This window comes from Yersinia proxima, assembly GCF_902170785.1.
GTDB lineage: Bacteria > Pseudomonadota > Gammaproteobacteria > Enterobacterales > Enterobacteriaceae > Yersinia > Yersinia proxima.
This window is the reverse complement of the sequence record NZ_CABHYG010000009.1, coordinates 281,654-305,447: the sequence shown is the minus strand read 5'-3', so window position 1 is coordinate 305,447 and position 23,794 is coordinate 281,654. Positions and strand designations below refer to the sequence as shown.

Genomic DNA, 23,794 nt, shown 5'->3' with positions numbered 1-23,794 from the left:
TTTTGCTGATAAGAAAGGCAATCAGGCAATTACTTCTCGTGGCGTTCGCGCAGGCGGCCTATCACTTTACTCAGATCCAAGTCCTGATCCTGCAATAACACCAGCAAGTGATACATCAGATCTGATGCTTCATTTGTTAGCTCTTCGCGGTCATTCACTGTCGCGGCGAGGGCAGTTTCTACCCCTTCTTCGCCCACTTTCTGTGCGATACGTTTAGTCCCGCTGGCATACAGTTTTGCGGTGTAGGAACTGGCTGGATCTGCTGATTTACGTGAGGCTAACAACTGTTCCAGTTGATACAAGAAGCTCCAGTCGCTGGCAGCCGGTGCAAAGCAACTATTATTGCCTAAATGACAAGTTGGGCCGATAGGATTGACCAGAATCAGCAGGGTATCATTGTCGCAGTCTGGGTAGATATTAACGACATTGAGGAAATGGCCAGAGCTTTCGCCTTTGGTCCATAAACGCTGTTTAGTGCGAGAGAAAAAAGTGACTTTGCCGGTTTCTTCTGTCACTGCCAGCGCTTCTTTGTTCATGTACCCCATCATCAGAACTTCGCCAGATACGGCATGCTGAACGATGGCTGGCATCAGATTGTCGACTTTTTCCCAATCCAGTTGGTTAATTTGTTGTTCACTTAACACACTCTTATCTCCACGCCTTGTTCAGACAAATACTTTTTCAATTCGCCGATATTAATGATTTGCTTATGGAATACAGAAGCGGCTAGCGCGCCATCGACATCCGCATCACGGAATGCTTCCAGGAAGTGCTCTGGTGTTCCGGCACCGCCAGAGGCGATAAGCGGAACATGGCAGATAGCCCGCATCTGTTTCAATTGGCGCAAATCATAGCCGTTACGCACGCCATCTTGATTCATCATATTCAGCACAATCTCACCGGCTCCACGTAACTGGACTTCTTTTATCCAATCTTCAGTCTGCCAGGTGGTGGCTTTGGTCCGTTTTTCATCGCCGGTAAATTGATAAACCTGATAGCTGTCACTTTCCGCGTCATACCAGGTATCAATACCCACCACGATGCATTGTACGCCATAGCGATCGGCCAGGCGGGTAATTAACGTCGGATCAGCCAGTGCGGGTGAGTTGATAGAGATTTTGTCTGCACCAAAAGTCAGGATTTGACCGGCATCTTCCACACTCTTAATGCCACCTGCGACGCAAAACGGAATATCAATCACTTCTGCAACTCGTGATACCCAACTTTTATCAACCACACGTCCATCAGAGGAGGCAGTGATATCGTAAAATACCAGCTCATCAGCGCCTTCCTGTGCGTAGCGCTGTGCTAACGGCACGATATCACCGATGATTTCATGATTGCGGAACTGGACGCCTTTCACCACCTGGCCGTCTTTTACATCCAGACAAGGAATTATACGTTTTGCCAGCATGCAATCGCCTCCTTCACGTTAAATTTGCCGTCCAACAGTGCACGGCCGACGATCACGCCTTGCACACCGCTGTTGCGCAAACGGGCAATATCATCCAGACAACCAATACCGCCAGAGGCCTGGAATGCCACTTGCGGATAGCGCTGGCACACTTCCTGATACAGCTCGACATTCGAGCCACTCAAGGTGCCATCGCGGGAGATATCCGTGCATAGCACATGCTTTAGGCCGAAAGGCAGATATTGTTCGACAATTTGCTCCAGTGTGGTGTCGGAGTTTTCCTGCCAGCCACTGATCGCCACTTCTTTGCGGCCCGCATCATTAATGCGCACATCCAGTGCCAATACAATGGCTTCAGCACCGTAGCGTTCAAACCATTGTTGCACCATTTCCGGCTGTTTAACGGCGGTTGAGCCAACGACAACACGTGTTGCGCCAGCTTCCAGCAGTGCGACAACATCTTGCTCATTACGAATACCGCCGCCAACTTGCACCGGGACATCAACACCAGCCAGTAGCTCACGCAGTAGTGGGATCTGGCGGGCAGCGGGATCTTTAGCACCGGTCAAATCGACCAGATGCAATACTTGAGCACCTTGTTGCTGATAATCCTGCAAGCGCGGCAAAGGGTGATTGCCATAGTCGCGCTGTTGGCCGTAATCGCCCTGATGCAAACGCACCACCTTGCCTTCGATCAAATCCAAAGCGGGAATAATCATGGTGCTTACATCTCCAGAAAGTTTTTCAGCAATTGGGCTCCAGCCGCTCCGGAGCGTTCCGGATGAAACTGCACGCCAAAGAAGTTGTCTTTTTCGACTGCGGCGGTAAACGGCTCGCCGTAATTGGCTTGGGCGATGGTATTTGGGCATATTGGCATTGCATATCCGTGCACAAAGTAGAAATAAGTTCCGTCTGGGATACCACGGAACAGATGATTGCCCGCTTGCGCAGTAATCTGATTCCAACCCATATGCGGCAGTGGCAAACCGAAGTCCATCATCTGTTTTACCGGTGTATCGATGATACCGAGCGTTTCAATACCGCCACTCTCTTCACTGCTGGTTGCCAGCAATTGCATCCCGAGGCAGATACCCAGCACTGGCTGGGTGCAACTCTTGATAAGCTCAATAAGATCGCGTTGCTTCAACTGATCCATCGCCGCGTGAGCTGTGCCCACACCGGGTAAAAACAGCTTATCGGCGCGCAGAACGATTTCCGGGTCACGGCTGATAACCGGTGCATAACCTAAACGCTGCACCGCGTAGGTGACAGAGGAGAGGTTGGCGCAACCCGTATCCAGAATCACCACATTCATCAAAGCACCCCTTTAGAACTTGGCAGGGTATTACCCTCAACACGGATGGCCTGTCGTAAGGTTCGGCCAAACACTTTAAACAGACTTTCTACCCGGTGGTGATCGTTGCGGCCTTTGGTTTTCAGGTGCAGGGTACAGGCCATAGCATAGGAGAGGGAGCGGAAGAAGTGCTCGACCATCTCGGTGCTCAGGTCGCCGACTCGCTGATAGTTAAACTCTGCTTTGTATTCCAAATGTGGGCGGCCAGAAATATCCAGTGCACAGCGTGCCAGGCATTCATCCATTGGCAGTACAAAACCAAAACGACCAATGCCGCGTTTGTCGCCCAGGGCGTTGTTAATCGCCTCGCCTAAGGCCAATGCGGTATCTTCCACGGTGTGGTGATCATCAATATAGAGGTCGCCACTGACCTGGATATCCATACGGAAGCCACCGTGAGTGGCGATTTGATCCAGCATATGGTCGAAGAAGCCGACGCCAGTTTTTATCTTGCTACCGCCTTCGCGATCCAGCCAGACATCGACATCAATGGCAGTTTCTTTGGTGACGCGGTTAACGTGAGCATGGCGATCACGCTGGGTCAGTTGCTTGGCAATTTGTGACCAATTCAAGCTATCACGTTGATAGCGCAAGCCACTGATGCCCATATTTTGCGCCAGTTGCAGGTCAGTCTCGCGGTCGCCGATAACATAGCTATTGGCGTTGTTCATCACGCCTTCGGCCAAATAGCTTTCAACTAAGGCGGTTTTAGGCTTACGGCAAGCGCAGTTGTCCGCCGGTAAGTGTGGGCAAATCAAAATCTGCTCAAAATTGATCCCCTGAGAGCTAAAAATCTGCATCATCAGGTTGTGTGGTGGATCAAAGGTTTCTTGCGGGAAACTGGCGGTACCCAAGCCATCCTGATTAGTGATCATGACCAAACGGTAATCCGCTTTTTGCAGCGCTAATAATGCCGGGATAACATCTGGCTCCAACGCCAGTTTATCCAGTCGGTCAACCTGATAGTCTTCCGGCGGCTCGGCAATCAGGGTGCCGTCTCTGTCAATAAAAAGAAATTTCTGGCTCATATCGTTTCCTTGCGGAGGCTGGCGGTATTGGTGTTATTGAGGCTATCAACGCCTGGCAGGGGAACAAGGGCAGTAATCACTCGCTCACATTCCTGACGAGTACCGATTGTGATACGCAGACAGTTGGACAAACTTGGTTGCTTATTCTGATCGCGCAAAATAATGCCCTGATCCCACAGTGTTTTGAATACGCTGCTGGAGGCGGTGAAACGCGCTAATAAATAGTTACTCTCACTGGTAAATACTTGCTCAACACAGGCGCACTTTTGCAGTTCATTTTGCAACCATGCACGATTGGCTATTACTTCGCTAACTCTCTGGCGCATTTGCTCGAGGCCCTGCGGGCTGAGTGCTTGCGCGGCGATATCCGCAACCGGTGTCGATAATGGATAAGGTGCAATCACTTTAAGCAGCAATTGGATGATATCGCTGTTCGCCAGGGTAAAGCCACAACGTAACCCAGCTAATGCAAAGGCTTTCGATAAGGTGCGCAAAATGACTAAATTCGGATAATCTTTTAGCCAACCGCTCACTGAGGCCTGTGGGCAGAACTCAATATAGGCTTCGTCGATAGCCACAATAGCGCGGCCTTGTGCCAACTCCAGCACTTCGCGCAAATCAGCCGGGTTGATCAAATTACCGGTTGGGTTATTCGGGCTGCAAATATAGATAAGTTTCACCCGGTCCAGACTGGCTTTAATCGCCGGTAAATCTAACTGCCAATCTGCTTTCGTTTGCACGGTGCGCAATTCAACACCAAAGGTTTCGGCGCTGACGGCATACATACCATAGGTCGGTGGGCAGAACAGAATGGCATCCTGACCCGGCTCACAGAAGGCGCGGATGAGCAGCTCAATCCCTTCATCAGCCCCACGGCTAACCAGGACTTGATCCGTTGCTAAACCGGCATAAGCCGCATAACGCTCGATAACCAATTTAGGCTGGCATTCAGGGTAGCGGTTGAAGGTCTGCGCCGTTAGCTGATATTCCGTCGCTAATGGATATTCATTGGCATTGAGCCACACATCGCCATTACCGCCCAGACGGCGGGCAGACATATAAGGAGTCAGGGCACGGACGTTGGCGCGGGCCAGCTCAGTGACATTGTTAGATTGGCTCATGCTTGCTCCTTTTGGGCGGCTGTCAGGGCAGCGACGCGTAGGGTAACGGCGTTTTTATGGGCGGTCAGTTGTTCAGCCTGAGCCAGCGTTTCAATGGTTGATGCCAGACCCAGCAAGCCTTGCGGGGTTAATTGCTGCACGGTCATACGCTTAACAAAATCAGCCAGTCCCAGGCTGGAATAGGTTGAGGTGTAACCATAAGTCGGTAATACGTGATTGGTGCCAGAGGCATAGTCACCCGCGGATTCTGGCGACCAGTCGCCCATAAACACTGAGCCAGCATTATCAATCTTATCGATAATATCTTCCGGCTGGCGTATTTGCAGAATCAAGTGCTCTGGCCCGTATTGGTTACTGATATCAATACATTGCTGCAAGTCTTTGGTGATAATCAAACGGCTACTTTCCAGAGCCTGACGGGCAATATCGGCGCGCGACAACTGCTGAAGTTGTTGCTCAACTTCGACTGCAACGGCCTGAGCAATCGCGGCATCTGGTGTTAGTAACACCACTTGTGAGTCTGGGCCGTGCTCGGCCTGAGACAGCAAGTCTGAGGCGATAAACGCTGGTGTCGCGCCACTGTCAGCGATAACCAATACTTCAGATGGGCCCGCCGGCATATCTATTGCGGCACCGTCCAAACGCTGGCTGACCTGACGTTTTGCTTCTGTGACGTAAGCATTGCCCGGCCCAAAGATTTTATTCACTTTCGGCACTGATTCACTGCCAAATGCCATGGCAGCAATCGCCTGCGCTCCGCCAATTTGGAACACTTCCTGAATACCGCACAATTGCGCGGCATACAGAATTTCGTCAGCAATAGGCGGAGGAGAACATAAAATAACGCGCTGGCAACCGGCAATGCGCGCTGGGGTGCCGAGCATCAACACGGTTGACAGGAGCGGAGCAGAACCGCCGGGAATATACAGGCCGACGGAAGCAATCGGGCGGGTGATTTGTTGGCAACGCACGCCCGGTTGAGTTTCAACATCCACCACGGGCATTTTCTGCGCGTTGTGGAAGATTTCAATATTACGTACCGCTTGCGCCATAGCTTGCTTGATGTCGTCATTCAAGCGCCCGGCAGCAGCGGCTATTTCATCGCGACTGATGCGAATATCAGCCACCTGCACGGTATCAAAGCGTTGGCTAAAATCACGCAAGGCGCTGTCGCCCTCGGCTTTCACCCGGTCAAGGATTTCACTGACTGTTGCGGTGATTCGCTCAGAAGCATTAATAGCCGGGCGGCTCAACAGCGCTTTTTGCTGCTCTTCGCTGCATTGCTGCCAGTCGATTAGGGTATTGAAATTCGTCGGCTGCATTTCTTACTCCATCATCTTTTCAATCGGTAATACCAGAATAGAGCTGGCACCCAGCGCCTTCAGTTTTTCCATGGTTTCCCAGAACAGAGTTTCGCTACTCACCATGTGCATCGCTACGCGACTCTTATCACCGGCTAATGGCAGAATGGTGGGGCGCTCGGCACCCGGCAGCAGTGTGATGATTTCGTCCAGACGTTCACTTGGCGCGTGCATCATGATGTATTTGGATTCGCGTGCTTGAATCACCCCCTGAATTCGGGTCATCAGGCGGTCAATCAGCTCTTGCTTCGCGGCTGGCATTTCGCCATCGCGCTGAATCAGGCAGGCTTTAGAGCGATAAATAACTTCGACTTCGCGCAGGCCGTTAGCTTCCAGGGTGGCACCGGTTGATACCAGATCACAGATGACGTCGGCCAAACCGGCACGTGGTGCCACTTCAACTGAACCGTTCAGCAAACAGGATTTAAAAGTTACACCTTGTTTATCAAGGTATTGCTTTAAAATGTGTGGGTAAGAGGTGGCAATACGCTTATTTTGTAAACATTGTGGACCGGTATATTCGGTATCCAGCGACGCAGCCAGTGACAAGCGGCAACCACCGAAATCCAGACGGCGTAAGGTGAAGTAACGCGGGTCTTCGCCTTGAGCACGGCGGCTCAGTAACTCTTCTTCCAGTACATTTTCGCCAATGATCCCTAAATCAACTACTCCATCCATCACCAGCCCTGGGATATCGTCATCACGTACACGCAGGATATCGATTGGCATATTTTCAGCAAAGGCGATCAGGCGTTGTTGTTGTAAATTGATTTTAATCCCGCAGCGAGACAACAGCTCATGGCAATCGTCACTGAGGCGACCTGATTTCTGCATCGCAATGCGTAAACGTGTTTTATCTAGCATGGTAAATCCTCTAATTTAACTTATCCCCTTCGTCCTTGAAGCCACAGGGTTGTTAGCTACGTTCACTCACCCGAATCACTTACTTGAGTAAGCTCATTGGGATTCATTCGCTTGCCGCCTACCTGCAACTTCAATTACTTTGGGTCTATAAAATGGTGAGCAACAAAAAAGCCCTCGGAAGATAATCTTCCGAGGGCTTTCTCTATTGCGTTCTACCGCCACCTGGAAGATTCGTTAACCGTCTTCCAGCACACATCGGCCTGCAAGACTAGTCAGGATGATGGTGATGATGGTGATTAAATTGAACGCGATTCATAGTTGCTTCTCTGTTTGGGCTTCCTGACATAATCAGAATAGCCATATTTGTGACGTGCCATAATTTCTGTCAATCAACGTAAACCATCCTGCAGGTAGCGCGCAACCTTTTTTTCACCTGATGGCTTTATTTCACCGTGGTAAGTTGCGGTTTATCGGCCAGTAATCGTTTTCTTTTCAGCGGTTATCTCTTATTTTTATGTCAGTTTAAGCAGGAAATTGTTACGTATAGTCATTACGCCGACAAATAAAAATACGCGCATAATATCAAGTAATTGTTAGGTGACATTGGTTGGCGTAGGTTATTAGTATGGAGTTTGTCGTTGGTATGAACCGCTCGAGGGTCATTGAGATGAAAAAAGTAGCCATTATTGGGTTGGGCTGGCTGGGCATGCCACTGGCACAATCATTGATTCGTCGTGGCGTGCAGGTTGTCGGAAGTAAAACCACGCCTGATGGCGTTGAAGCTGCCAGAATGAGCGGAATTAATTGCTATCAACTGCAACTGACGCCGGAGCTGATTTGCGACCCGGATGACTTAGAACAGTTAATGACGGTGGATGCACTGGTTATCACTTTGCCAGCCAGCCGTACAGTTGATGGAGGTGAACAGTATTTTCAAGCGGTGCAGATGGTGGTCGACAGTGCGTTAGCGTTCGGTGTGCCGCGCATTATTTTTACCAGTTCTACTTCGGTTTATGGCGAAACCAGTGGCCGCATCAAAGAGAGTTCGCCACTGCAACCGGTGACTACGGCAGGTAAAACGCTGATGGAACTTGAGTTATGGTTACATAAATTACCCAATACCTCGGTAGATATTTTACGTCTGGCGGGGCTGGTGGGGGCGGAGCGCCATCCGGGCCGTTTCCTTGCGGGTAAAACCAATGTAAAAGGTGGTTCGCAGGGCGTGAATTTGGTGCATCAGGAAGATGTCATCTCCGCCATCGAATTACTGCTCAATCTGCCCAGAGGCGGCCATATTTACAACCTGTGCGCGCCAGCCCATCCGCGTAAACGTGATTTTTACCCTGAGTGCGCACGTGCGTTACAACTAACACCACCTGAATTTGCACCAGAAGAAACAGAGGAAGCACCACGCGAGATTGATGGCAGTAAGATTTGCAGTGAGTTGGGGTTCGAGTACCAATACCCAGACCCAAATCGAATGCCTTTGAATTAATTATCTTATCGGCTACTGCGCGTTGTCATACTGAGATTGTGCAGTGCTCGTACTCCTCACGTACTACGTGTACGCTCCGGGTACTGCGCGCTGTACGCACTCAGTCTGACTTAGCTCGCTACACCTTGAATATTCTAAAAAAGCGCAGGCTATCAGCATGAACTCGATCAGAAGCGGTGAGGGCAGGTAGAAGAGTAAAGTGTCCGCGCCAGGGAGGGCGCGGCTCGAGCCCCCAGGGAAGGCTTGTTTTAACAAAAGAAGTGTGGCGTCTTTATGATCTACCTGTTCACTCCGCTGGGTTGCGATCAGGTTAATTTATATATCACCGCTTCTGATGAATATAGGTCAGCGCCAGCGCCATCGCCAGAACCAATCCTTTGATGATATCCATCGCGTAGTAAGGCACTGACAGCATCACCAGCCCGTTTTGCAGCACACCAAGGATAATCGCGCCAATTAAGGTGCCGAAGGCATTGGGTTTGCCGGAACCTGCGAGTGAAAAACCAATATAGGCCGCAGCTACGGCATCCATCAGATAGCCGCCGCCAGCATTGACTTGTGACGAGCCAATCCTCGATGCCAGCAAAATTCCGCCCAGTGCCGCCAGCAGAGATGACAATACATAAGCCAGCACCCGGTAACGCACGGTTCGAATGCCTGCCAAACGTGCCGCTTCCGGATTCCCACCGATGGCATACATCCGACGGCCATGTTTGGTCAGCGACAAATACAACTGCACGACAATCGTTACCGCCAACATAATAAGCACTATCACCGGCACTTGACCCAGCGCTGAAAACATCTCAGGAATGACGCCTTCCGCCATATCGCCGTTGGGTAGCAGCATATTCTGGGTGATAGAGCCGCCATAGCTGTACGTCATGGCTACGCCCTGAATCACAAACAGGCTGGCCAGGGTTGCCAGCATATCGGGGATTTTCAGCACCACAATCAGAAAGGCATTAAACAGCCCCACCAGAGTACAAATAAGCAAGGTCAGGATGATGGCTCCGGTAGTGCCAAACCCGTACCAGACAAACAGTGATACGACGATGGCATTCGCCAGCGACGCGGTGGAACCCACCGATAGGTCAAAGCCGCCAATCGACAGGGAAATCGACACGCCGATGGCAATCACCGTCACAATGGCAATGGATCGTAAAATGTTGATGATATTGTTGGGATCAAGAAAATTGTCTGAGGCTAGCCCAAATAACGCGATTAGCGCCACAACGGTGAGTAACATCCCCCATTTGTAGAGAAAATCAAACAACTGGTGACGCCACGGCTGAGCGTCTGGCAGGGGTATTTCTTTACTCACTGAGGGGTTCCTCCGGTTGAAAATAGTAATAATGTTTCTTCATCGACATCGGCGGCATTCAGTTCAGCCACAATACGTCCATCCCACAACACACAGATACGATCACATAAACCGACTAATTCAGAGAATTCACCGGAAGCATAAATAATCCCTTTTCCTTGCTGCGCTAACCCATCAATCAGATGGAATAGATCCTGTTTGGCTTTGATATCCACCCCTTTGGTTGGCTCATCAAAAATCAGCACTTGGGCATTCCCGCGTAGCCACTTGCCTATCGCCACTTTTTGCTGATTCCCCCCAGATAAGCGAGCCAGTTTTTGTAGCGGCGATGAGGTGCGGACTCCCAGTTGCGCAATCAGCTCTTTGGCCCAACTCAACTCCTGGCGACGGCTAAAAATACTCCAACGGGAAAAACTGTCATCAGCGGCCACACTCAGGTTCATCGGGATACCTTCGTGGATAAAAATGCCTTCTTTACGTCGTTCTTCTGGCACCAAAGCCAACCCCTGCGCGACGGAGCGGTCTGGCGAACGTGGTTTCCACGGTTTACCCTGTAATTCACCCTGATCAACACGGCTCGGCGTGGCGCCAAACAAGGCTTTGCATAATTCGGTTTTACCCGCGCCAGCTAACCCGGCAATCCCTAATATTTCCCCTTCACTCAATGTCAGGGAGATATCGCGTAACTTGTGTTGGTCATGTAACCCCTTAACGGACAATAAGGTTTTGTCACTGAAAGCGGTTCGTCGAGGGGGGTAAATATCATCCAAGGTATGGCCGAGCATTTTTTCGACAATTTGTTCACCACTCAGGTCACCCATAGCATCATGGCTGACCTTGCGGCCATCGCGTAATACGGTCAATTGATCACAAACTTCCCGCAATTCATGAATGCGGTGCGAAATGAAAACGATGGCTATTCCTTCGGATTGCAGGCGGCGAACCACTGTAAACAAACGCGCACTCTCTTCTTGATCCAGTGGCGCGGTGGGCTCATCCAGAATCAGAAAACGGCATTGATGGGAAAGGGCGCGGGCCAACAGCACCTGCTGCTTTTCGGCTAATGTGCAGGATTCCAGGCGCTGGCGCACATTCAATTTGAGATCGAGTTGCCCGAGTAGCGCTTCTGCCTGACGGTACAGTTGCGGCCAGTTAAACAGGTGCCCCTGTTCAGCCAGCGTATCCAGCATAATATTTTCTGCTACCGACAGAGTTGGAACCAGCGCAACATCAACTTCTTGCTGAACTACATGAATACCATGCTGTTTTGCCTGACGGGGCGAGTGAATATCTACCTGCTGACCATCAATGAAGATCTCACCGCGATAGTGATTGTGAGCCCCGGAAAGGATCGCCATCAAGGTCGATTTACCCGCACCATTAGCACCGACTAATGCATGAGTTGAACCACCTTCTAGTGTAAAATCAACTTGTTGCAGGGCATTAAATCCAGAAAACGAGATAGAGATATTTCGCATCTCAAGGCGGGCGGGAGTGATGGTAGACATAATTTCGATGACTGCCCTATAAAAGATTGTAACGAAACAGGCAGTCAATAATGCTGCTGATATCATTCTTTTTTAACACAGTTTCTATTATTCGCAACAAACTAAAATAGTTAAGGTATATCAAAAAATTATTAAACAATGATAAGTATGCCCTTAAGATGGGAAAACGCAGATGACATCACAACTTAAAATAAATAATGATTTAAAAGGAACAGGGGCATGAGCACGAACGCAATCCGAGTGCAGGTGGGGCCTGCCAACTATTTTTCTTTTCCAGGCGCTATCGGCAAACTGAGTGAGTTTTATCCTCAGGTGGCACTGGAAAATGCGCTGTGGATCTATGGAGAGCGCGCTTTAGCCGCGGCCATTGATTATCTGCCAGCAGAATTTAACAGCCCTCAGGCGGTGCGCGCTTCATTTTCGACCCATTGCAGTGAATCTACTGTGGCTGATTTGGTGAGTGCGGCGGGCAGTGATCGCCAGGTCGTGATAGGTATTGGGGGCGGGGCGGTATTAGATACGGCAAAAGTGGTGGCACGTAAACTTGGCTTGCCATTGGTGGCAATCCCCACTATTGCCGCGACCTGTGCGGCCTGGACACCGCTTTCAGTTTGGTATAATGATGCCGGACAAGCACTGAATTTCGAAATTTTCAAAGATGCCAATCACTTAGTATTAGTCGAGCCGCGCATTATTTTACAAGCGCCAGTGGAATATCTGTTGGCTGGGATTGGCGATACCCTGGCGAAATGGTACGAAGCGGTGGTTCTTAGCCCGCAACCAGAAACGCTATCTCTGACAGTTCGTTTGGGGTTACAGGCTGCTTTGGAGATTCGCAATGTGTTGCTCAAACAGAGTGAAGCCGCTTTGCAAGCGGTGAAACAGGGTGAGTTGACACAAGATTTCCTGGATGTGGTCGATGCCATTATTGCCGGTGGTGGCATGGTCGGTGGGCTGGGTGAACGCTATACCCGAGTGGCGGCAGCGCATGCGGTACATAACGGTTTGACACTATTGCCACAAACTGAACATTTCCTGCATGGCACTAAAGTTGCCTATGGGATATTGGTTCAAACTGCCTTATTGGAGCAGGCTGAAGCCTTGCAATCACTGATTGTGGCATTTAACCAATTGGGTTTGCCGACACATCTGGCGGCACTGGATGTTGATATTAATGACCGCGACGCCATTGAGCGGGTGATTAGCCGAATTCTGAAGCCGAGTGAGTCAATTCATTATCTACCTGTTGAGCTGAATTCAGACAAAATATGGGCAGCGATTGAGCGGGTGGAAATTGCCGCTCAGCACTGATAACACGTGGGAATAGCCGTTTAGATCAAACTGCCATAAGAATATTGTTTCAAGCGGTTTAACATCTTGTTTTTTGCTCTCAAGTTAGGGCAAAATACGCGCCATGCAATAACCGACGTTTAAACGCGTCGGTTATTTTTTTGCATTCGTGTTTTCACAAATCAAGAGGCCGGACAACGATCCGGATAGATAAACAGGTCCGCGAGCGATTATTCACATACGAAAATCGCCGTTATGAGGAAAGAAAGATGGGGCAATTATTCACACTGGCACCGGTGCCCACCGGTATGCGCTGCACATGCAGCGATTATGGCGCAACAGGTATGATACATACCCGTTTCACCGCTCTCGTTTCCCCACTTACGTATCCCAGGCAGATACGAAGTTTCCCCGTCACCTCTGACCTGCGAGCGACACTTGCAAATTGGGTTAAAGGTATGGGGAGGCTGAATCATGACGCATAATGCAACCGTTGCAGTCGGCACCAATCAAACTGGCACCAATAACCGCGTTCAACTCAGAAAAACACTGACGTTGGTGCAAGTTGTGATGATGGGTCTGGCTTATTTACAGCCAATGACCATTTTCGATACTTTTGGCATTGTTTCCGGCTTGACCGATGGTCACGTCGCGACTTCTTACGCCATTGCGTTGATAGCGGTGCTGTTCACTGCCATCAGCTATGGCAAATTGGTTAAGCGCTTCCCGTCTGCGGGTTCGGCTTATACCTATGCTCAGAAATCCATTAGCCCAAATGTTGGCTTTATGGTGGGTTGGTCATCATTGCTGGACTATCTGTTCATGCCGATGATTAACATTCTGTTGGCGAAAATTTATCTCGAAGCAATTTTCCCTGGTGTGCCATCGTGGATTTTTGTTGGCGCGCTGGTCAGCCTAATGACGCTGTTCAACCTACGTGGCATCAACGTGGTAGCCAACCTGAACTCGGTTATTGTTGTGGTTCAGGTGGCAATCATGGTGGTCTTCATGGGGCTGCTGATTCATGGTGTTTATCAGGGGGAAGGTGCGGGCACATTGGTGAGCCCACGTCCGTTCTATTCTGAAAATGCCCATTTGGTGCCGATGATAACCGGGGCCACGATACTCTGCTTCTCATTCCTTGGCTTCGATGGCATCAGTTCGCTGTCTGAAGAAACACCGAATGCGGGCAAAGTGATCCCGAAAGCGATTTTCCTGACGGCATTGATTGGCGGCGTGATCTTTATTGTGGTGTCTTATTTCTTGCAACTCTATTTCCCGGACATTTCACGCTTCACAGATCCTGATGCGTCGCAGCCGGAAATCATGTTGTTTGTTGCGGGTAAATTCTTCCAGTCAGTTATTCTGTGCTTCTCCTGTGTCACCGTATTGGCATCAGGTATGGCCGCACACGCCGGTGTTTCGCGTCTACTGTATGTGATGGGACGCGACGGAGTATTCCCGGAGAAAGTGTTTGGTTACGTGCATCCGAAATGGCGTACCCCGGCAATCAACGTACTGCTGGTTGGCGGCGTAGCATTGTCTGCTATCTCGTTTGACTTGGTGACAGCAACGGCATTGATTAACTTCGGCGCGCTGGTGGCCTTTACCTTCGTTAACCTGTCGGTGATTTCACAGTTCTATATCCGTGAACGCCGTAACAAGTCGTTCAGGGATCATTTCAGCTACCTGGTTCTGCCAATGATTGGCGCAGGAACGGTTGGTGTGCTGTGGATGAACCTGGAAAGTAGCTCAATGACGCTGGGCTTGGTGTGGGGTGCCATTGGCCTGCTTTATATGGTCTGGAAAACCCGTGCATTCCGTCAGGCACTGCCACAGTTTAATGGTGAACTGGCACAGTAACTGTGTTGCTATTAAGTGATAGTTGACTAGAACGGAGCCTGAAAATGGCTCCGTTTTTTATTGGCTATTTATTACTGGTGGGGTTAGCTCACCAGATCTCTGGCATAGTCAAACAGGGCTTTCAGCAGTGCCAGCTTCTCTTTATCATCCTCATACTGGTTATATAACGCCTCCAGTTGCAGCACATAGTCTTGCACTTTTTCTGGATTAAGCGCTTCGCGACGATGCTCTAACCAGCGCTGCTGCTCACTGTCAGTCAATGTATTTGGATAATTACGTGCGCGGAAACGGAATAACAATGTTTCCAACCGTGGGTCTTGGAAGGTCAGATCGAGTGCTGGCAGATTTTGCGGTTCAGTTTGTAAAATGATTTTCATGGTAGCGCGGTCAGCATCACTGAAAAAACCGTTATACAGCTGAGCATCCACATCATCAGAAACAGCAAAAGGCTCGGCCTCTGCAAACAGGGCGACCACTTTTTCACGGACTTGCGGGTTTTGCCGTAATAATTGCAAATTTTGCAGGCAGCGTTGGCGATCAATGCCTAAACGGTCGGCATTTTCCGGTAGCAGGGTTTTTGCGGGGGCGAGTACCGGGCATTTATTGATATGCACCAGTTTCAGTGGCACGGCGGCATCTTGGGCACTGAGTTTGTCGCGGCGGGTATAGAGCCGCTCACGCAGTGTATCGCTATCCAACTCTAGCAGGGGCGACATATCACCCGCCAGGTCGCACATAATCACCGCATTTTTGTTCTCAGGATGCCATGCCAATGGCGCAACCCAACTGGTGTTCCCCCGTGCTGCCCCAAACATGCCAGATACATGAACCAGCGGTGTCATATCTGCAATATCAATCAATGCATTGATTTTGTGTTTACTGCGGTGCTGATAGAGGTAATCAAACAGTCGCGGTTGTGCCTGTTTTACTCGCTTTGCCATGGCGATAGTGGCATACACATCAGACATCGCATCATGGGCATGCAAGTGTTCAACGCCGTTGGCTTTGGTCAAATGCTCCAATTTGAAACTGGGTAAACCCTCTTCGTTTTCCGGCCAGACAATACCCTCAGGGCGCAGGGCGTAGCAGGCGCGCATCACATCGAGCAAATCCCAGCGAGAATTTCCCCCTTGCCAGCTATAGGCATAGGGATCATAGAAATTGCGGTAGAAAATATTGCGGCTAACTTCATCATCAAAACGAATATTGTTGTAACCAAGAATACAGGTGCCGGGCACATTAAAAGCCTGATGAATTTGGCGCGCAAACTCGGCTTCATTCACCCCTTTGGCTAAGGCATGTTGTGGGGTGATGCCGGTTATCATCACGGCTTCCGGCTGCGGCAGGTAGTCATCTGCGGGGGCGCAGTAAACTACCAGAGGTTCTTCGATGATATTGAAATCCAAATCGGTACGTACCCCGGCAAATTGTGCCGGGCGGTCTAATGCAGGGCGCTGGCCGAAGGTTTCATAATCATGCACGTAGAATGTTGGTGACTTGTTTTTATCTGACATTATTCGGTTTAGCCCTTAATTCTTATGGTCATGCTGTATAACAGGCCTATCTTGCCCAAAAGGGCGCATCCGTAGCGACCCATGACATAGCCCTAAGAATATCATTTCAGGTCGTCAAAACGTTAATTTTGTCATTAATATCAACTAATCAATCGGTTATGGATACTCGACCATTCACCCTTACTTAGTTTGGTGATATTGGGAGGGGAATGCTTATTCTGTGGCGATGTTCTTGCTACGTTTAGTAACGGTTAACCCGGTGTCAGGGGGGAATAACTCAGCTAGACTTAGATTTTGGTATTTTATTGGAAGTAGGTATGTGTGCGTCTGAATAAAAAAATATCGCCATTGGATAACCTGATCTACACCCATTATCGCATCACTCACGCTTTTCGTATTACGTTGGCGTTTATCTTAACGTTCCTGATTATCCGCTTATTGGCTGTCCCGGAAGGCACCTGGCCATTGATTACATTAGTGGTGGTGATGGGGCCGATATCCTATTGGGGTAATGTACTGTCCAGAGCCATGCAGCGTATTGGCGGTACTGTTTTTGGTGCGATATCTGGCTTAATTGCTCTGTATCTGGAGTCTTATTCCTTAACACTTATGCTGGCCTGGTGTGGGGTTGTGATGTTCCTGTGCGGCTACCTGACGTTAGGCAAACGCCCCTATATGGCTTTGCTTATCGGTATTACCTTGGCGGTGGTGTGCGGGTCAGCACCGGGAGATATGACTACGGCCCTGTGGCGCAGCGGCGATGTTATTTTTGGTTCATTATTGGCATTGGTCTTTACCAGTGTCTATCCACAACGCGCTTTCACCCATTGGCGTATGCAGATGAGTGATAATCTGCGGGCCATTAGCCAAATCTATGCGGCTTATTTATCGCCCAATGTTATCGAGCGTCCACGGTTAGAGCCGAAATTAAAAAACGCACTCAATCAATCGGTCAAAATGCGCACTTTTATTGCACCTGCCAGTAAAGAATCTCATATTAATAAAGACGTTTTTGAGGCTATTCAGACACTGAGCCGCAACCTGATTTGCACACTGGAATTGCTGGTGGATGCTTATTGGTCATCGCGAGAAAGCCATTTTATTATGCTCAATGCAAAAGGGTTGCGCAGTACTCAGTTGATGACCATCCGCACTCTGAATATATTAAGTGACAGTCTGCGCGATGGATCTCCTGCCCGTGAGCGGGAGGTAGCCGCCGAGTTGAGCGAAATCTCAAGCGAGCTGAAATCTTTGATGTTGGCTGTGACGCAAGAGCAGCAGATAGAAACGCCGATTTATGGCTATGTTTGGCTGAGTATGGAGTTAACCAAACAGCTTGAGGAATTGGATGATCTGATTAATATGACCCTAAGCAGGTAATCAGTTGGGCTATAAGGCAGATGATATTTCTGTCTGACGGGTAAAGCAGGTAAGATAAGCCCAGGCAATGAATCTTGTCATCAGGCATAACAAAGCGGTATGGTTCACGTAGCCTGGTCACCAGCAATTGAATTTGTGTAAAACTTAAGTGAAGGTGTGAAAATGGATAATGCAAGTAAGCCAACTTTCCAGGACGTTTTGGAGTTTGTGCGTATGTTCCGTCGCAAAAACAAGTTGCAGCGTGAAATCGTTGATAACGAAAAGAAAATTCGTGATAACCAAAAACGCGTTCTGTTGCTCGATAACCTGAGTGAATACATCAAGCCAGGGATGAGCATCGAAGAGGTTCAAGCCATTATCGCTAACATGCGTGCTGACTACGAAGATCGTGTAGATGATTACATCATCAAAAACGCAGATCTGTCTAAAGAACGTCGTGAATTGTCGAAAAAACTGAAAGCGATGGGCGAAGTTAAGTAACTTTAGCGCAACGTGAAATAGCTTATTTTAGCGCTATTAATAGAAAGGCTGGCATGAATCGCCAGCCTTTTCTTTTGGCTAAATTGTGTTTAGTTTGACGGTTTATTTTGCCGTAAGAAACGAAACGCTGGGATCTTCGCACCTTTGACAAAGATAAATGCCAATAGTAATGAACCCCACAGAGCCATGGTGATATAACTACTCACACCCATGATATTCAGCCCGCTCTCCAGCATTTGTAGCAGGAACAGCGCTAACACAATGCCGAAAATCTTACCAAATCCGCCATCAGGATTAACCCCGCCTAACACCGTCGCCAGAATAGTGATAAGTAACAGTGACTCGCCATAGGAGGCTTTAGCGGAGTTGAGCTTGGACATCATCAATAAGGCCGCAACGGCGCACAGTAATGATGAGATCACGTACACCCAAATCAACGTGCGGCGAGTATTAATCCCGGAGAAGAAAGTGGCTTTTTCATTCGAGCCGGACAGGTATATTTGCCGGCCAAGCGGAGTTTTGGCCAAAATAAGCCAGATAACCAACGCTACCGCAGCAAACAGATAAAGTGGCACTGGAACCCCAAGAAAATAGCTGCGATCCAACGCCAGCACATAGTTAGGGAAATTAGAAATTGCCGAGCCTTTGGAGATAAGCACATTTACGCCTTTGAGCAAGGTCATGATGCCCAGTGTCGCCAGAATAGGGGAGACCCGCACCACCGAGATAAGCACCCCATTGATAAGCCCCACCACCAAAGCGACCGAAGCACCCGCCAGCAACATCAATACCATTGAGCTGAATGTGGGCTCCAGATGGGTACACACCCAGGCCATTACCAGTGCGCTAGCATTCGCAGTAGCAATAATTGACAGGTTGATACCGCCGGTCAGCATGGTAATCGCCATCGCCAGTGTTAATACTCCGGCGACCGGGATTTGTGAAGCGATAGATTGAAAGTTAGCCGTCGACCAGAACACGTAAGGAATAAACAGGCTAAACCCGATAGAAACCAGCACCAGTAAAGCCAGTAACCAGCGCTCGGTATGATCACGTTGAGTTGTTTTCGACATGGTTATATCCCTACCTTATGACGTTGGCCCCAGGCGGTCACACTGATACTGATGACAATCACCAGACCGATAACCACGGTATGCCAGTACGACGAAATACCCAGTAAATTCAAACCATTTTGCAATATTGCCAGCAAAATCACCCCCAGCAGAGTGCCGGTTAGGGTGCCGCGTCCGCCAACAATACTGGTGCCACCCAGCACCACGGCTGCCAGCACGGTGAGTTCATAACCGAGCAATGAGTCGGGCGCTACCGTCAAGACGGTATAGGACTGCACCACACCGGCGATGCCGGATAGAAAGCCCATATAGCCATAAACAAACAGTTGCAGCTTGAGGATGCTGAACCCCATGCGGGAGGCTGCTTCCTGATTACCGCCCAAGGCATAAATTTGCCGACCAATACTGGTGCGTGTCATCAGCAGAGCCGTGACAATAATGGTCGCCAGCAATGTCAATATGGGTAACGAAAGACCATAGTCATAGCCATCGGCGGCGGTGAAAGAAAACAGCATTGGCCCATGTTCGAACCATTCCGGATAGGTATATAGCCAGACACCACGACTGAGATACAGCAGTAATCCGTAGAATATATTCAGCGTAGAAATGGTGATAATGATAGACGGCACACGCAGGCGATTAACCAACAGCGCATTAATTAACCCCAATAATAAGCCGATACCACCGGCTAGTGCGAAAGCCACCGGGAAGTTGCCACCAAACTTCACAATTAATGTCACCATGACATATTGCGAGATAATGGTCATCGCCGGGAATGAAATATCAATACCGCCAGAAATCAATACGATAAATAAGCCACAGGCCAAGATGGTCAACATGGCATAGTTATTTATCAAGTCATAAATATTGGCGAGCGTCAGAAAATCTGGGCTGGTGAAAGCAAGATAAGTCGAAATAATCAATATGGTGAAAGCCAACATCACTTCATGGCGTTTCAGATGTTCTTTATTAAATAGACCTGTTTTACCAACATCAGGTTTATTAAGTGCATGGGGGTTAGCCATTTACTACCTCCGCAATGGCTGCTTCGCTGCTGTTACCTGGCAAGAATTCCTGCACCAGCCGCCCAGACCGCATCACTAAAATACGGTGGCTATTAAAGTAGGCTTCATCAATCTCATCACAAACCATTAATACCGCAATCCCCCGTGCTGCCAGTGCATTGATAATGTTATAAATACCGGCTTTATTGGCGATATCTACCCCAACAGTTGGTGAGTCGAGAATCAATATTTGTGGGTCGGTTGCCAGCCATTTGGCAATGGCAATACGCTGTGCATTACCGCCAGATAAGGTATTGACCGGTAAATCACTATTACCAATTTTGATAGACAGATGCTTAACCATGTCTTCGACCAATGTATCGACTCGCTCAGTACGCATCAGGTGGAAAGTATTTTTAAGCCGGTGTAACACGGTGGCGCTAATATTGTCGCGAATGGATTGCTCCATAATCAGTCCGGTACTCATACGGTCTTCCGAGACATAACCCACGCCAGCGGCAATAGCATCGCGGTTACTGGTAAAATACATCGGCTTATCATTGATACGAATGGTGCCTGACTCCGGTGCGGTTAAACCAAATAGACTGAGGCACAATTCTGTGCGGCCAGAACCCAATAAACCGACCAGTGAGACAATTTCACCGGGATGCAATGTTAGTGAAATATCGTGATATTCATTGCCACGGGAAAGTTCTTCCACTGCCAGCACTGGCGCAAGCGACGCGCTATAGGGTGGCAGCACCTGAAAATCAAACTTCATACCGGTCATCAGCCAGGCCAGCCGTGCATTATCAACTTCAGCGGCAGGGTAAGTTCCGACCCAATGACCATCTTTGAGCACGGTAATACGGTCTGAAATTTCCAGCACTTCGCTCAACCGGTGGCTGACAAATACCACGCAGATATTGCGTGATTTCAGTTCATGCACCACCCGCAGCAAGCCGTTAACCTCTTGCCGGGTCAGAGATGCGGTCGGTTCATCCATCACAATTAGCCGGGCATCCTGCGCCAGTGCACGGCAGATGGCGACTAACTGTTTCTGGGCGATGGGGAGGTCTTCAACCAATTCATCCAGATTAAGATGGGCATCAATGCTCTTGATAACGCGCTCGGCGGTTTCCCGCATCTGGCGTTTGTTCACCCACAGATGATGGTGATAATGGTTCATGGCGATATTCTCAGCCACGGTCAAGTTGGGGAATAATGATAAGTCTTGATAAATCACCTGAATCCCCAGCCGGACAGATTCTATGGGAGTCAGGGTTGAATAGGTTTTGCCATCAATAGTCATCGTGGCGTCGGTGTCGGGTTGATAAACACCGGAGATAATCTTGATCAGTGTGGATTTGCCGCAACCGTTTTGCCCTGCAAGGCAATGTACCTCACCGGGTAACAGGGTCATAGCCACCTTATCCAGCGCTTTGACGCCATAAAAGGTTTTACTGATATTTTCCAGGGTAATAAATGGCTGCATAGATCCTACATCCTCTTGATCCAAGCGGGTATTAATATCAGAACCGGACAGGGCATCCGGCTCTGCAATAACTCAGTGAATCAATACAGCGAATCCACGTTATCTTTGGTAACTCGCAACACATTGTGGAACTGAATCAAGTGTTTAGCTTGATCAACTTCCGCTTTACCTACTCCTGGGATCTCCATGCCTGTTTCGATTTTCTCGCCTTTCAGCACTTTATCAGCTACCGCTGTCATGGCATAACCAGCAGAACCTGGGTCATAAGTCACGCCCATGGCGATATCGCCACTTTTAACCAGCGATGCAGCCTGAGATGGGATCATCATACCGAACACATGGACATTGTTTTTCGCCCGTTTTTCTTTCACTGCACGGCCTGCACCAATTGGGCCTTGTGAACCGAAAGCAACAATACCTTTCAAATCACTATGCGCTTTCATCAAATCCAGTGTGGTACGGCGTGAGTCATCAATGCTCTCAGCGACAGGCATACGGCTGGTCACTTCAAACATTTCCGGGTAATGCTCTTTCTGGTATTTAACAAACAAATCGGCCCACAGGTTATGTTGTGGCACGGTCAGGCTACCCACATAAATCACATAGCCGCCTTTGCCACCCATAGCTTTTGCCATTTCTTCCACGTTATCGGCAGCGAATTTGGCGTTATCAATGATTTCGATATCCCAGTTCGCGCTAGGCTGCCCCGGAGATTCGTTGGTTAATACCACGATGCCAGCATCGCGCGCTTTCTTAAATACCGGTTCCAGCACATCGGCATCGTTTGGGACGATACTGATGGCGCTGACTTTCTTGGCGATTAAATCTTCAATGATTTTCACTTGTTGTGGGGCATCAGTACTGGATGGGCCGACTTGATAGGCTTTGATCCCGAGATCTTTACCGGCGCGTTCCACCCCTTCGCCCATGCGGTTGAACCATGGCATTCCGGCGATTTTCGAAATATTGACGACTTCGACTTCTTGCGCCAGGGCACTGCCCGAGCACACCATCATGCTGAACAGGCTGGCCGCCAATAACGTTTTTACACTCAGTTTTTTCATCTAAGGCTCCCGGAGCTAATGTAGGTTGAGGCTATCGTAGTTAGGTGTTGACGCAATATTCTGTGTATACCCGTCGCCCTTCAAGATGCAGGGGTGTTGGCTGCCCTAGCTCACCCCAGTTACTTAGTTATCTAAGCTCCTGGGGATTTGCACGGTTGCCGCCTACCTGCATCTCGAAGTAACTTGGCTATGACTTAAGTTTTATTTATGTTTTTAAAAAAATGAAGATTTATCAGGAAGCAGATTTTACATCTGCACTACATTTCCTGTAGGTGGACTCTACTGCCTCGATAGCCATTTTCCCCATATCTATAAATGCTATTTACATGGATAAAATAGCTGCTTTCCCTGTTTGTGACTGGCGTCATGATTCTGAGGGGGAGAACAAAGAGAGTTGCATAAAAATGGTAGGCGGAAGGGTAATAACTGCGCTATTTACATGGACATTCTGGTTTGATGAGTTTTCATCTGGCGTGAGTTTATGGTATTCCCCGCCAGTGAACTCTTTTCTCAATTCACAATAGAAAAAATACAAGTGTTATCGAGGCTACCATCGGGATTAATTCTGTCACAGCAAAGCTGCGCTTCAAGCTGAAAGCCACAGCGTATAGCGACATTTTTGCTTTTTGAATGACTACCAGACATCCTGATTTCCAGACGCTTAGCGTGCAATGTTGTGAATGCGAAGGTTTTCAATTGATTGACAGCCTCAGTGGCAAAACCTTTGCCTATTGACGCTGAAGCCAGCCAATAACCAATCTCATAAAAAGGAATTTTGGTGTTGCGGATAAAAAGCCCCGCACAACCAACAAGTGAATCAGTGTGAGTATCGATAATTAAAAAGCGGTATTCCTCTTTATCATTTACATAATTATCAATGGCTTCTTGCATATTGCTATAAACTATTTCCCGGGAGGTTTCATCCTGTGCCCAGGGTAAATATCGGAAATGATTTTTATCACAGGCCGTTAGGGCCAGGTAAAGTTCATCCACCCGCGCCAGTGTAGGGGGAATTAAATGGACAAAAGGGGAATGACTGAGTTCACATGGGGAATAGGTCAGGTTCAAAATAACAATACTCCTGTAGATATAAGAGTTTGGATTTTTTTTCAATGGCGAGACATTTCCACATCTTAGGTAACGCACGAGCAGAAAACAATAAAAT

Annotated in this window: 22 protein-coding genes and 1 other annotated feature; of the genes, 5 read left to right on the top strand and 17 right to left on the bottom strand. The window is 48.9% G+C overall.

The window, feature by feature from the left end:
• Positions 1-29: 29 nt before the first annotated feature.
• The 9 genes from hisIE to hisL all read right to left on the bottom strand — a co-directional run bounded on the left by hisIE (position 30) and on the right by hisL (position 7,458).
• Positions 30-644, bottom strand: coding sequence for a bifunctional phosphoribosyl-AMP cyclohydrolase/phosphoribosyl-ATP diphosphatase HisIE (gene hisIE, locus FTB31_RS08035; RefSeq protein WP_077293700.1), 615 nt, complete (start codon positions 642-644; stop codon positions 30-32).
• Complete coding sequence (gene hisF / locus FTB31_RS08030; protein WP_050084502.1) at positions 638-1,414, bottom strand: imidazole glycerol phosphate synthase subunit HisF; 777 nt, start codon at positions 1,412-1,414, stop codon at positions 638-640. Before hisF ends, hisIE begins: the two co-directional genes overlap by 7 nt.
• On the bottom strand, positions 1,396-2,133 hold the full coding sequence (gene hisA / locus FTB31_RS08025; protein WP_050075235.1) for a 1-(5-phosphoribosyl)-5-[(5-phosphoribosylamino)methylideneamino]imidazole-4-carboxamide isomerase: 738 nt from the start codon (positions 2,131-2,133) through the stop codon (positions 1,396-1,398). The genes hisF and hisA overlap by 19 nt, the downstream gene beginning before the upstream one ends.
• A 5-nt stretch (positions 2,134-2,138) precedes the next feature.
• Complete coding sequence (gene hisH, locus FTB31_RS08020) at positions 2,139-2,729, bottom strand: imidazole glycerol phosphate synthase subunit HisH (RefSeq protein ID WP_050075236.1); 591 nt, start codon at positions 2,727-2,729, stop codon at positions 2,139-2,141.
• Complete coding sequence (hisB, locus tag FTB31_RS08015; RefSeq protein ID WP_050075237.1) at positions 2,729-3,796, bottom strand: bifunctional histidinol-phosphatase/imidazoleglycerol-phosphate dehydratase HisB; 1,068 nt, start codon at positions 3,794-3,796, stop codon at positions 2,729-2,731. Before hisB ends, hisH begins: the two co-directional genes overlap by 1 nt.
• Positions 3,793-4,917: a histidinol-phosphate transaminase gene (gene hisC, locus FTB31_RS08010; RefSeq protein WP_050075238.1), complete on the bottom strand. Its 1,125-nt coding sequence runs from the start codon at positions 4,915-4,917 to the stop codon at positions 3,793-3,795. Before hisC ends, hisB begins: the two co-directional genes overlap by 4 nt.
• Positions 4,914-6,239 (bottom strand): histidinol dehydrogenase, encoded by a 1,326-nt coding sequence (hisD, locus tag FTB31_RS08005; protein WP_077174865.1) that lies wholly within the window; start codon positions 6,237-6,239, stop codon positions 4,914-4,916. Before hisD ends, hisC begins: the two co-directional genes overlap by 4 nt.
• Positions 6,240-6,242: 3 nt before the next feature.
• Positions 6,243-7,142, bottom strand: a complete 900-nt coding sequence (hisG, locus tag FTB31_RS08000; RefSeq protein ID WP_050075240.1) for an ATP phosphoribosyltransferase — start codon at positions 7,140-7,142, stop codon at positions 6,243-6,245.
• A 162-nt stretch (positions 7,143-7,304) separates the two neighbouring features.
• Positions 7,305-7,435, bottom strand: a sequence feature (His leader region).
• A complete protein-coding gene (gene hisL / locus FTB31_RS07995) occupies positions 7,411-7,458 on the bottom strand; it encodes a his operon leader peptide (protein ID WP_002231208.1) in 48 nt (15 codons plus the stop codon). Its footprint overlaps the feature before it by 25 nt.
• A 351-nt stretch (positions 7,459-7,809) precedes the next feature.
• Between hisL and FTB31_RS07990 the strand changes: the two genes are divergently transcribed.
• Positions 7,810-8,637: an SDR family oxidoreductase gene (locus FTB31_RS07990; protein WP_050075241.1), complete on the top strand. Its 828-nt coding sequence runs from the start codon at positions 7,810-7,812 to the stop codon at positions 8,635-8,637.
• Between the two features lie 322 nt (positions 8,638-8,959).
• On the opposite strand, the gene FTB31_RS07985 is transcribed toward FTB31_RS07990, so the two are convergent.
• Together FTB31_RS07985 and FTB31_RS07980 are read right to left on the bottom strand one after the other, a co-directional pair.
• Positions 8,960-9,958 (bottom strand): ABC transporter permease, encoded by a 999-nt coding sequence (locus FTB31_RS07985; protein WP_227724211.1) that lies wholly within the window; start codon positions 9,956-9,958, stop codon positions 8,960-8,962.
• Positions 9,955-11,466 carry a sugar ABC transporter ATP-binding protein gene (locus FTB31_RS07980; protein ID WP_227719543.1) on the bottom strand — a complete coding sequence of 504 codons (1,512 nt, stop codon included), beginning with the start codon at positions 11,464-11,466 and terminating at the stop codon, positions 9,955-9,957. Before FTB31_RS07980 ends, FTB31_RS07985 begins: the two co-directional genes overlap by 4 nt.
• A 219-nt stretch (positions 11,467-11,685) precedes the next feature.
• On the opposite strand from FTB31_RS07980, the gene FTB31_RS07975 reads away from it, so the two are divergent.
• Positions 11,686-12,777, top strand: a complete 1,092-nt coding sequence (locus tag FTB31_RS07975; RefSeq protein WP_077293706.1) for an oxidoreductase — start codon at positions 11,686-11,688, stop codon at positions 12,775-12,777.
• A 453-nt stretch (positions 12,778-13,230) separates the two neighbouring features.
• Complete coding sequence (locus FTB31_RS07970; protein ID WP_019081005.1) at positions 13,231-14,619, top strand: APC family permease; 1,389 nt, start codon at positions 13,231-13,233, stop codon at positions 14,617-14,619.
• Positions 14,620-14,702: 83 nt separating this feature from the next.
• On the opposite strand, the gene sbcB is transcribed toward FTB31_RS07970, so the two are convergent.
• A complete protein-coding gene (sbcB, locus tag FTB31_RS07965; protein WP_077293708.1) occupies positions 14,703-16,133 on the bottom strand; it encodes an exodeoxyribonuclease I in 1,431 nt (476 codons plus the stop codon).
• A gap of 321 nt (positions 16,134-16,454) precedes the next feature.
• Between sbcB and FTB31_RS07960 the strand changes: the two genes are divergently transcribed.
• Both FTB31_RS07960 and tmaR read left to right on the top strand, forming a co-directional pair.
• Positions 16,455-17,513 carry an FUSC family protein gene (locus tag FTB31_RS07960; protein ID WP_050075246.1) on the top strand — a complete coding sequence of 353 codons (1,059 nt, stop codon included), beginning with the start codon at positions 16,455-16,457 and terminating at the stop codon, positions 17,511-17,513.
• A 162-nt stretch (positions 17,514-17,675) separates the two neighbouring features.
• Positions 17,676-17,993: a PTS system regulator TmaR gene (gene tmaR, locus FTB31_RS07955; RefSeq protein WP_050075247.1), complete on the top strand. Its 318-nt coding sequence runs from the start codon at positions 17,676-17,678 to the stop codon at positions 17,991-17,993.
• 89 nt (positions 17,994-18,082) lie between these two features.
• On the opposite strand, the gene FTB31_RS07950 is transcribed toward tmaR, so the two are convergent.
• The 5 genes from FTB31_RS07950 to FTB31_RS07930 form a co-directional block, all read right to left on the bottom strand.
• Positions 18,083-19,066, bottom strand: a complete 984-nt coding sequence (locus tag FTB31_RS07950) for an ABC transporter permease (RefSeq protein ID WP_050075248.1) — start codon at positions 19,064-19,066, stop codon at positions 18,083-18,085.
• Positions 19,067-19,068: 2 nt separating this feature from the next.
• A complete protein-coding gene (locus FTB31_RS07945; RefSeq protein WP_026018016.1) occupies positions 19,069-20,007 on the bottom strand; it encodes an ABC transporter permease in 939 nt (312 codons plus the stop codon).
• A 76-nt stretch (positions 20,008-20,083) separates the two neighbouring features.
• Positions 20,084-21,565, bottom strand: coding sequence for a sugar ABC transporter ATP-binding protein (locus tag FTB31_RS07940; RefSeq protein WP_175628061.1), 1,482 nt, complete (start codon positions 21,563-21,565; stop codon positions 20,084-20,086).
• An 80-nt stretch (positions 21,566-21,645) separates the two neighbouring features.
• Entirely contained in the window at positions 21,646-22,581 is a 936-nt protein-coding gene (locus FTB31_RS07935) for an autoinducer 2 ABC transporter substrate-binding protein (protein WP_223300574.1), read from the bottom strand.
• A gap of 558 nt (positions 22,582-23,139) precedes the next feature.
• The gene (locus tag FTB31_RS07930; protein WP_072081599.1) at positions 23,140-23,697 is read right to left on the bottom strand and encodes a GNAT family N-acetyltransferase; all 558 of its coding nucleotides are present in this window, start codon (positions 23,695-23,697) and stop codon (positions 23,140-23,142) included.
• Positions 23,698-23,794: the final 97 nt, after the last annotated feature.

Bases quoted from the DNA above. Each gene is read 5' to 3' on its own strand.
- FTB31_RS07935 (WP_223300574.1), bottom strand. From the start codon at position 22,581: ATGATGGTGTGCTCGGGCAGTGCCCTGGCGCAAGAAGTCGAAGTCGTC.
- FTB31_RS07975 (WP_077293706.1), top strand. From the start codon at position 11,686: ATGAGCACGAACGCAATCCGAGTGCAGGTGGGGCCTGCCAACTATTTT.
- FTB31_RS07945 (WP_026018016.1), bottom strand. From the start codon at position 20,007: ATGTTGGCTTTCACCATATTGATTATTTCGACTTATCTTGCTTTCACC.
- hisB (WP_050075237.1), bottom strand. From the start codon at position 3,796: ATGAGCCAGAAATTTCTTTTTATTGACAGAGACGGCACCCTGATTGCC.
- hisD (WP_077174865.1), bottom strand. From the start codon at position 6,239: ATGCAGCCGACGAATTTCAATACCCTAATCGACTGGCAGCAATGCAGC.
- FTB31_RS07950 (WP_050075248.1), bottom strand. From the start codon at position 19,066: ATGTCGAAAACAACTCAACGTGATCATACCGAGCGCTGGTTACTGGCT.
- FTB31_RS07970 (WP_019081005.1), top strand. From the start codon at position 13,231: ATGACGCATAATGCAACCGTTGCAGTCGGCACCAATCAAACTGGCACC.
- tmaR (WP_050075247.1), top strand. From the start codon at position 17,676: ATGGATAATGCAAGTAAGCCAACTTTCCAGGACGTTTTGGAGTTTGTG.
- FTB31_RS07940 (WP_175628061.1), bottom strand. From the start codon at position 21,565: ATGCAGCCATTTATTACCCTGGAAAATATCAGTAAAACCTTTTATGGC.
- hisA (WP_050075235.1), bottom strand. From the start codon at position 2,133: ATGATTATTCCCGCTTTGGATTTGATCGAAGGCAAGGTGGTGCGTTTG.
- hisF (WP_050084502.1), bottom strand. From the start codon at position 1,414: ATGCTGGCAAAACGTATAATTCCTTGTCTGGATGTAAAAGACGGCCAG.
- hisG (WP_050075240.1), bottom strand. From the start codon at position 7,142: ATGCTAGATAAAACACGTTTACGCATTGCGATGCAGAAATCAGGTCGC.
- hisC (WP_050075238.1), bottom strand. From the start codon at position 4,917: ATGAGCCAATCTAACAATGTCACTGAGCTGGCCCGCGCCAACGTCCGT.
- FTB31_RS07990 (WP_050075241.1), top strand. From the start codon at position 7,810: ATGAAAAAAGTAGCCATTATTGGGTTGGGCTGGCTGGGCATGCCACTG.
- hisH (WP_050075236.1), bottom strand. From the start codon at position 2,729: ATGAATGTGGTGATTCTGGATACGGGTTGCGCCAACCTCTCCTCTGTC.
- sbcB (WP_077293708.1), bottom strand. From the start codon at position 16,133: ATGTCAGATAAAAACAAGTCACCAACATTCTACGTGCATGATTATGAA.
- FTB31_RS07980 (WP_227719543.1), bottom strand. From the start codon at position 11,466: ATGTCTACCATCACTCCCGCCCGCCTTGAGATGCGAAATATCTCTATC.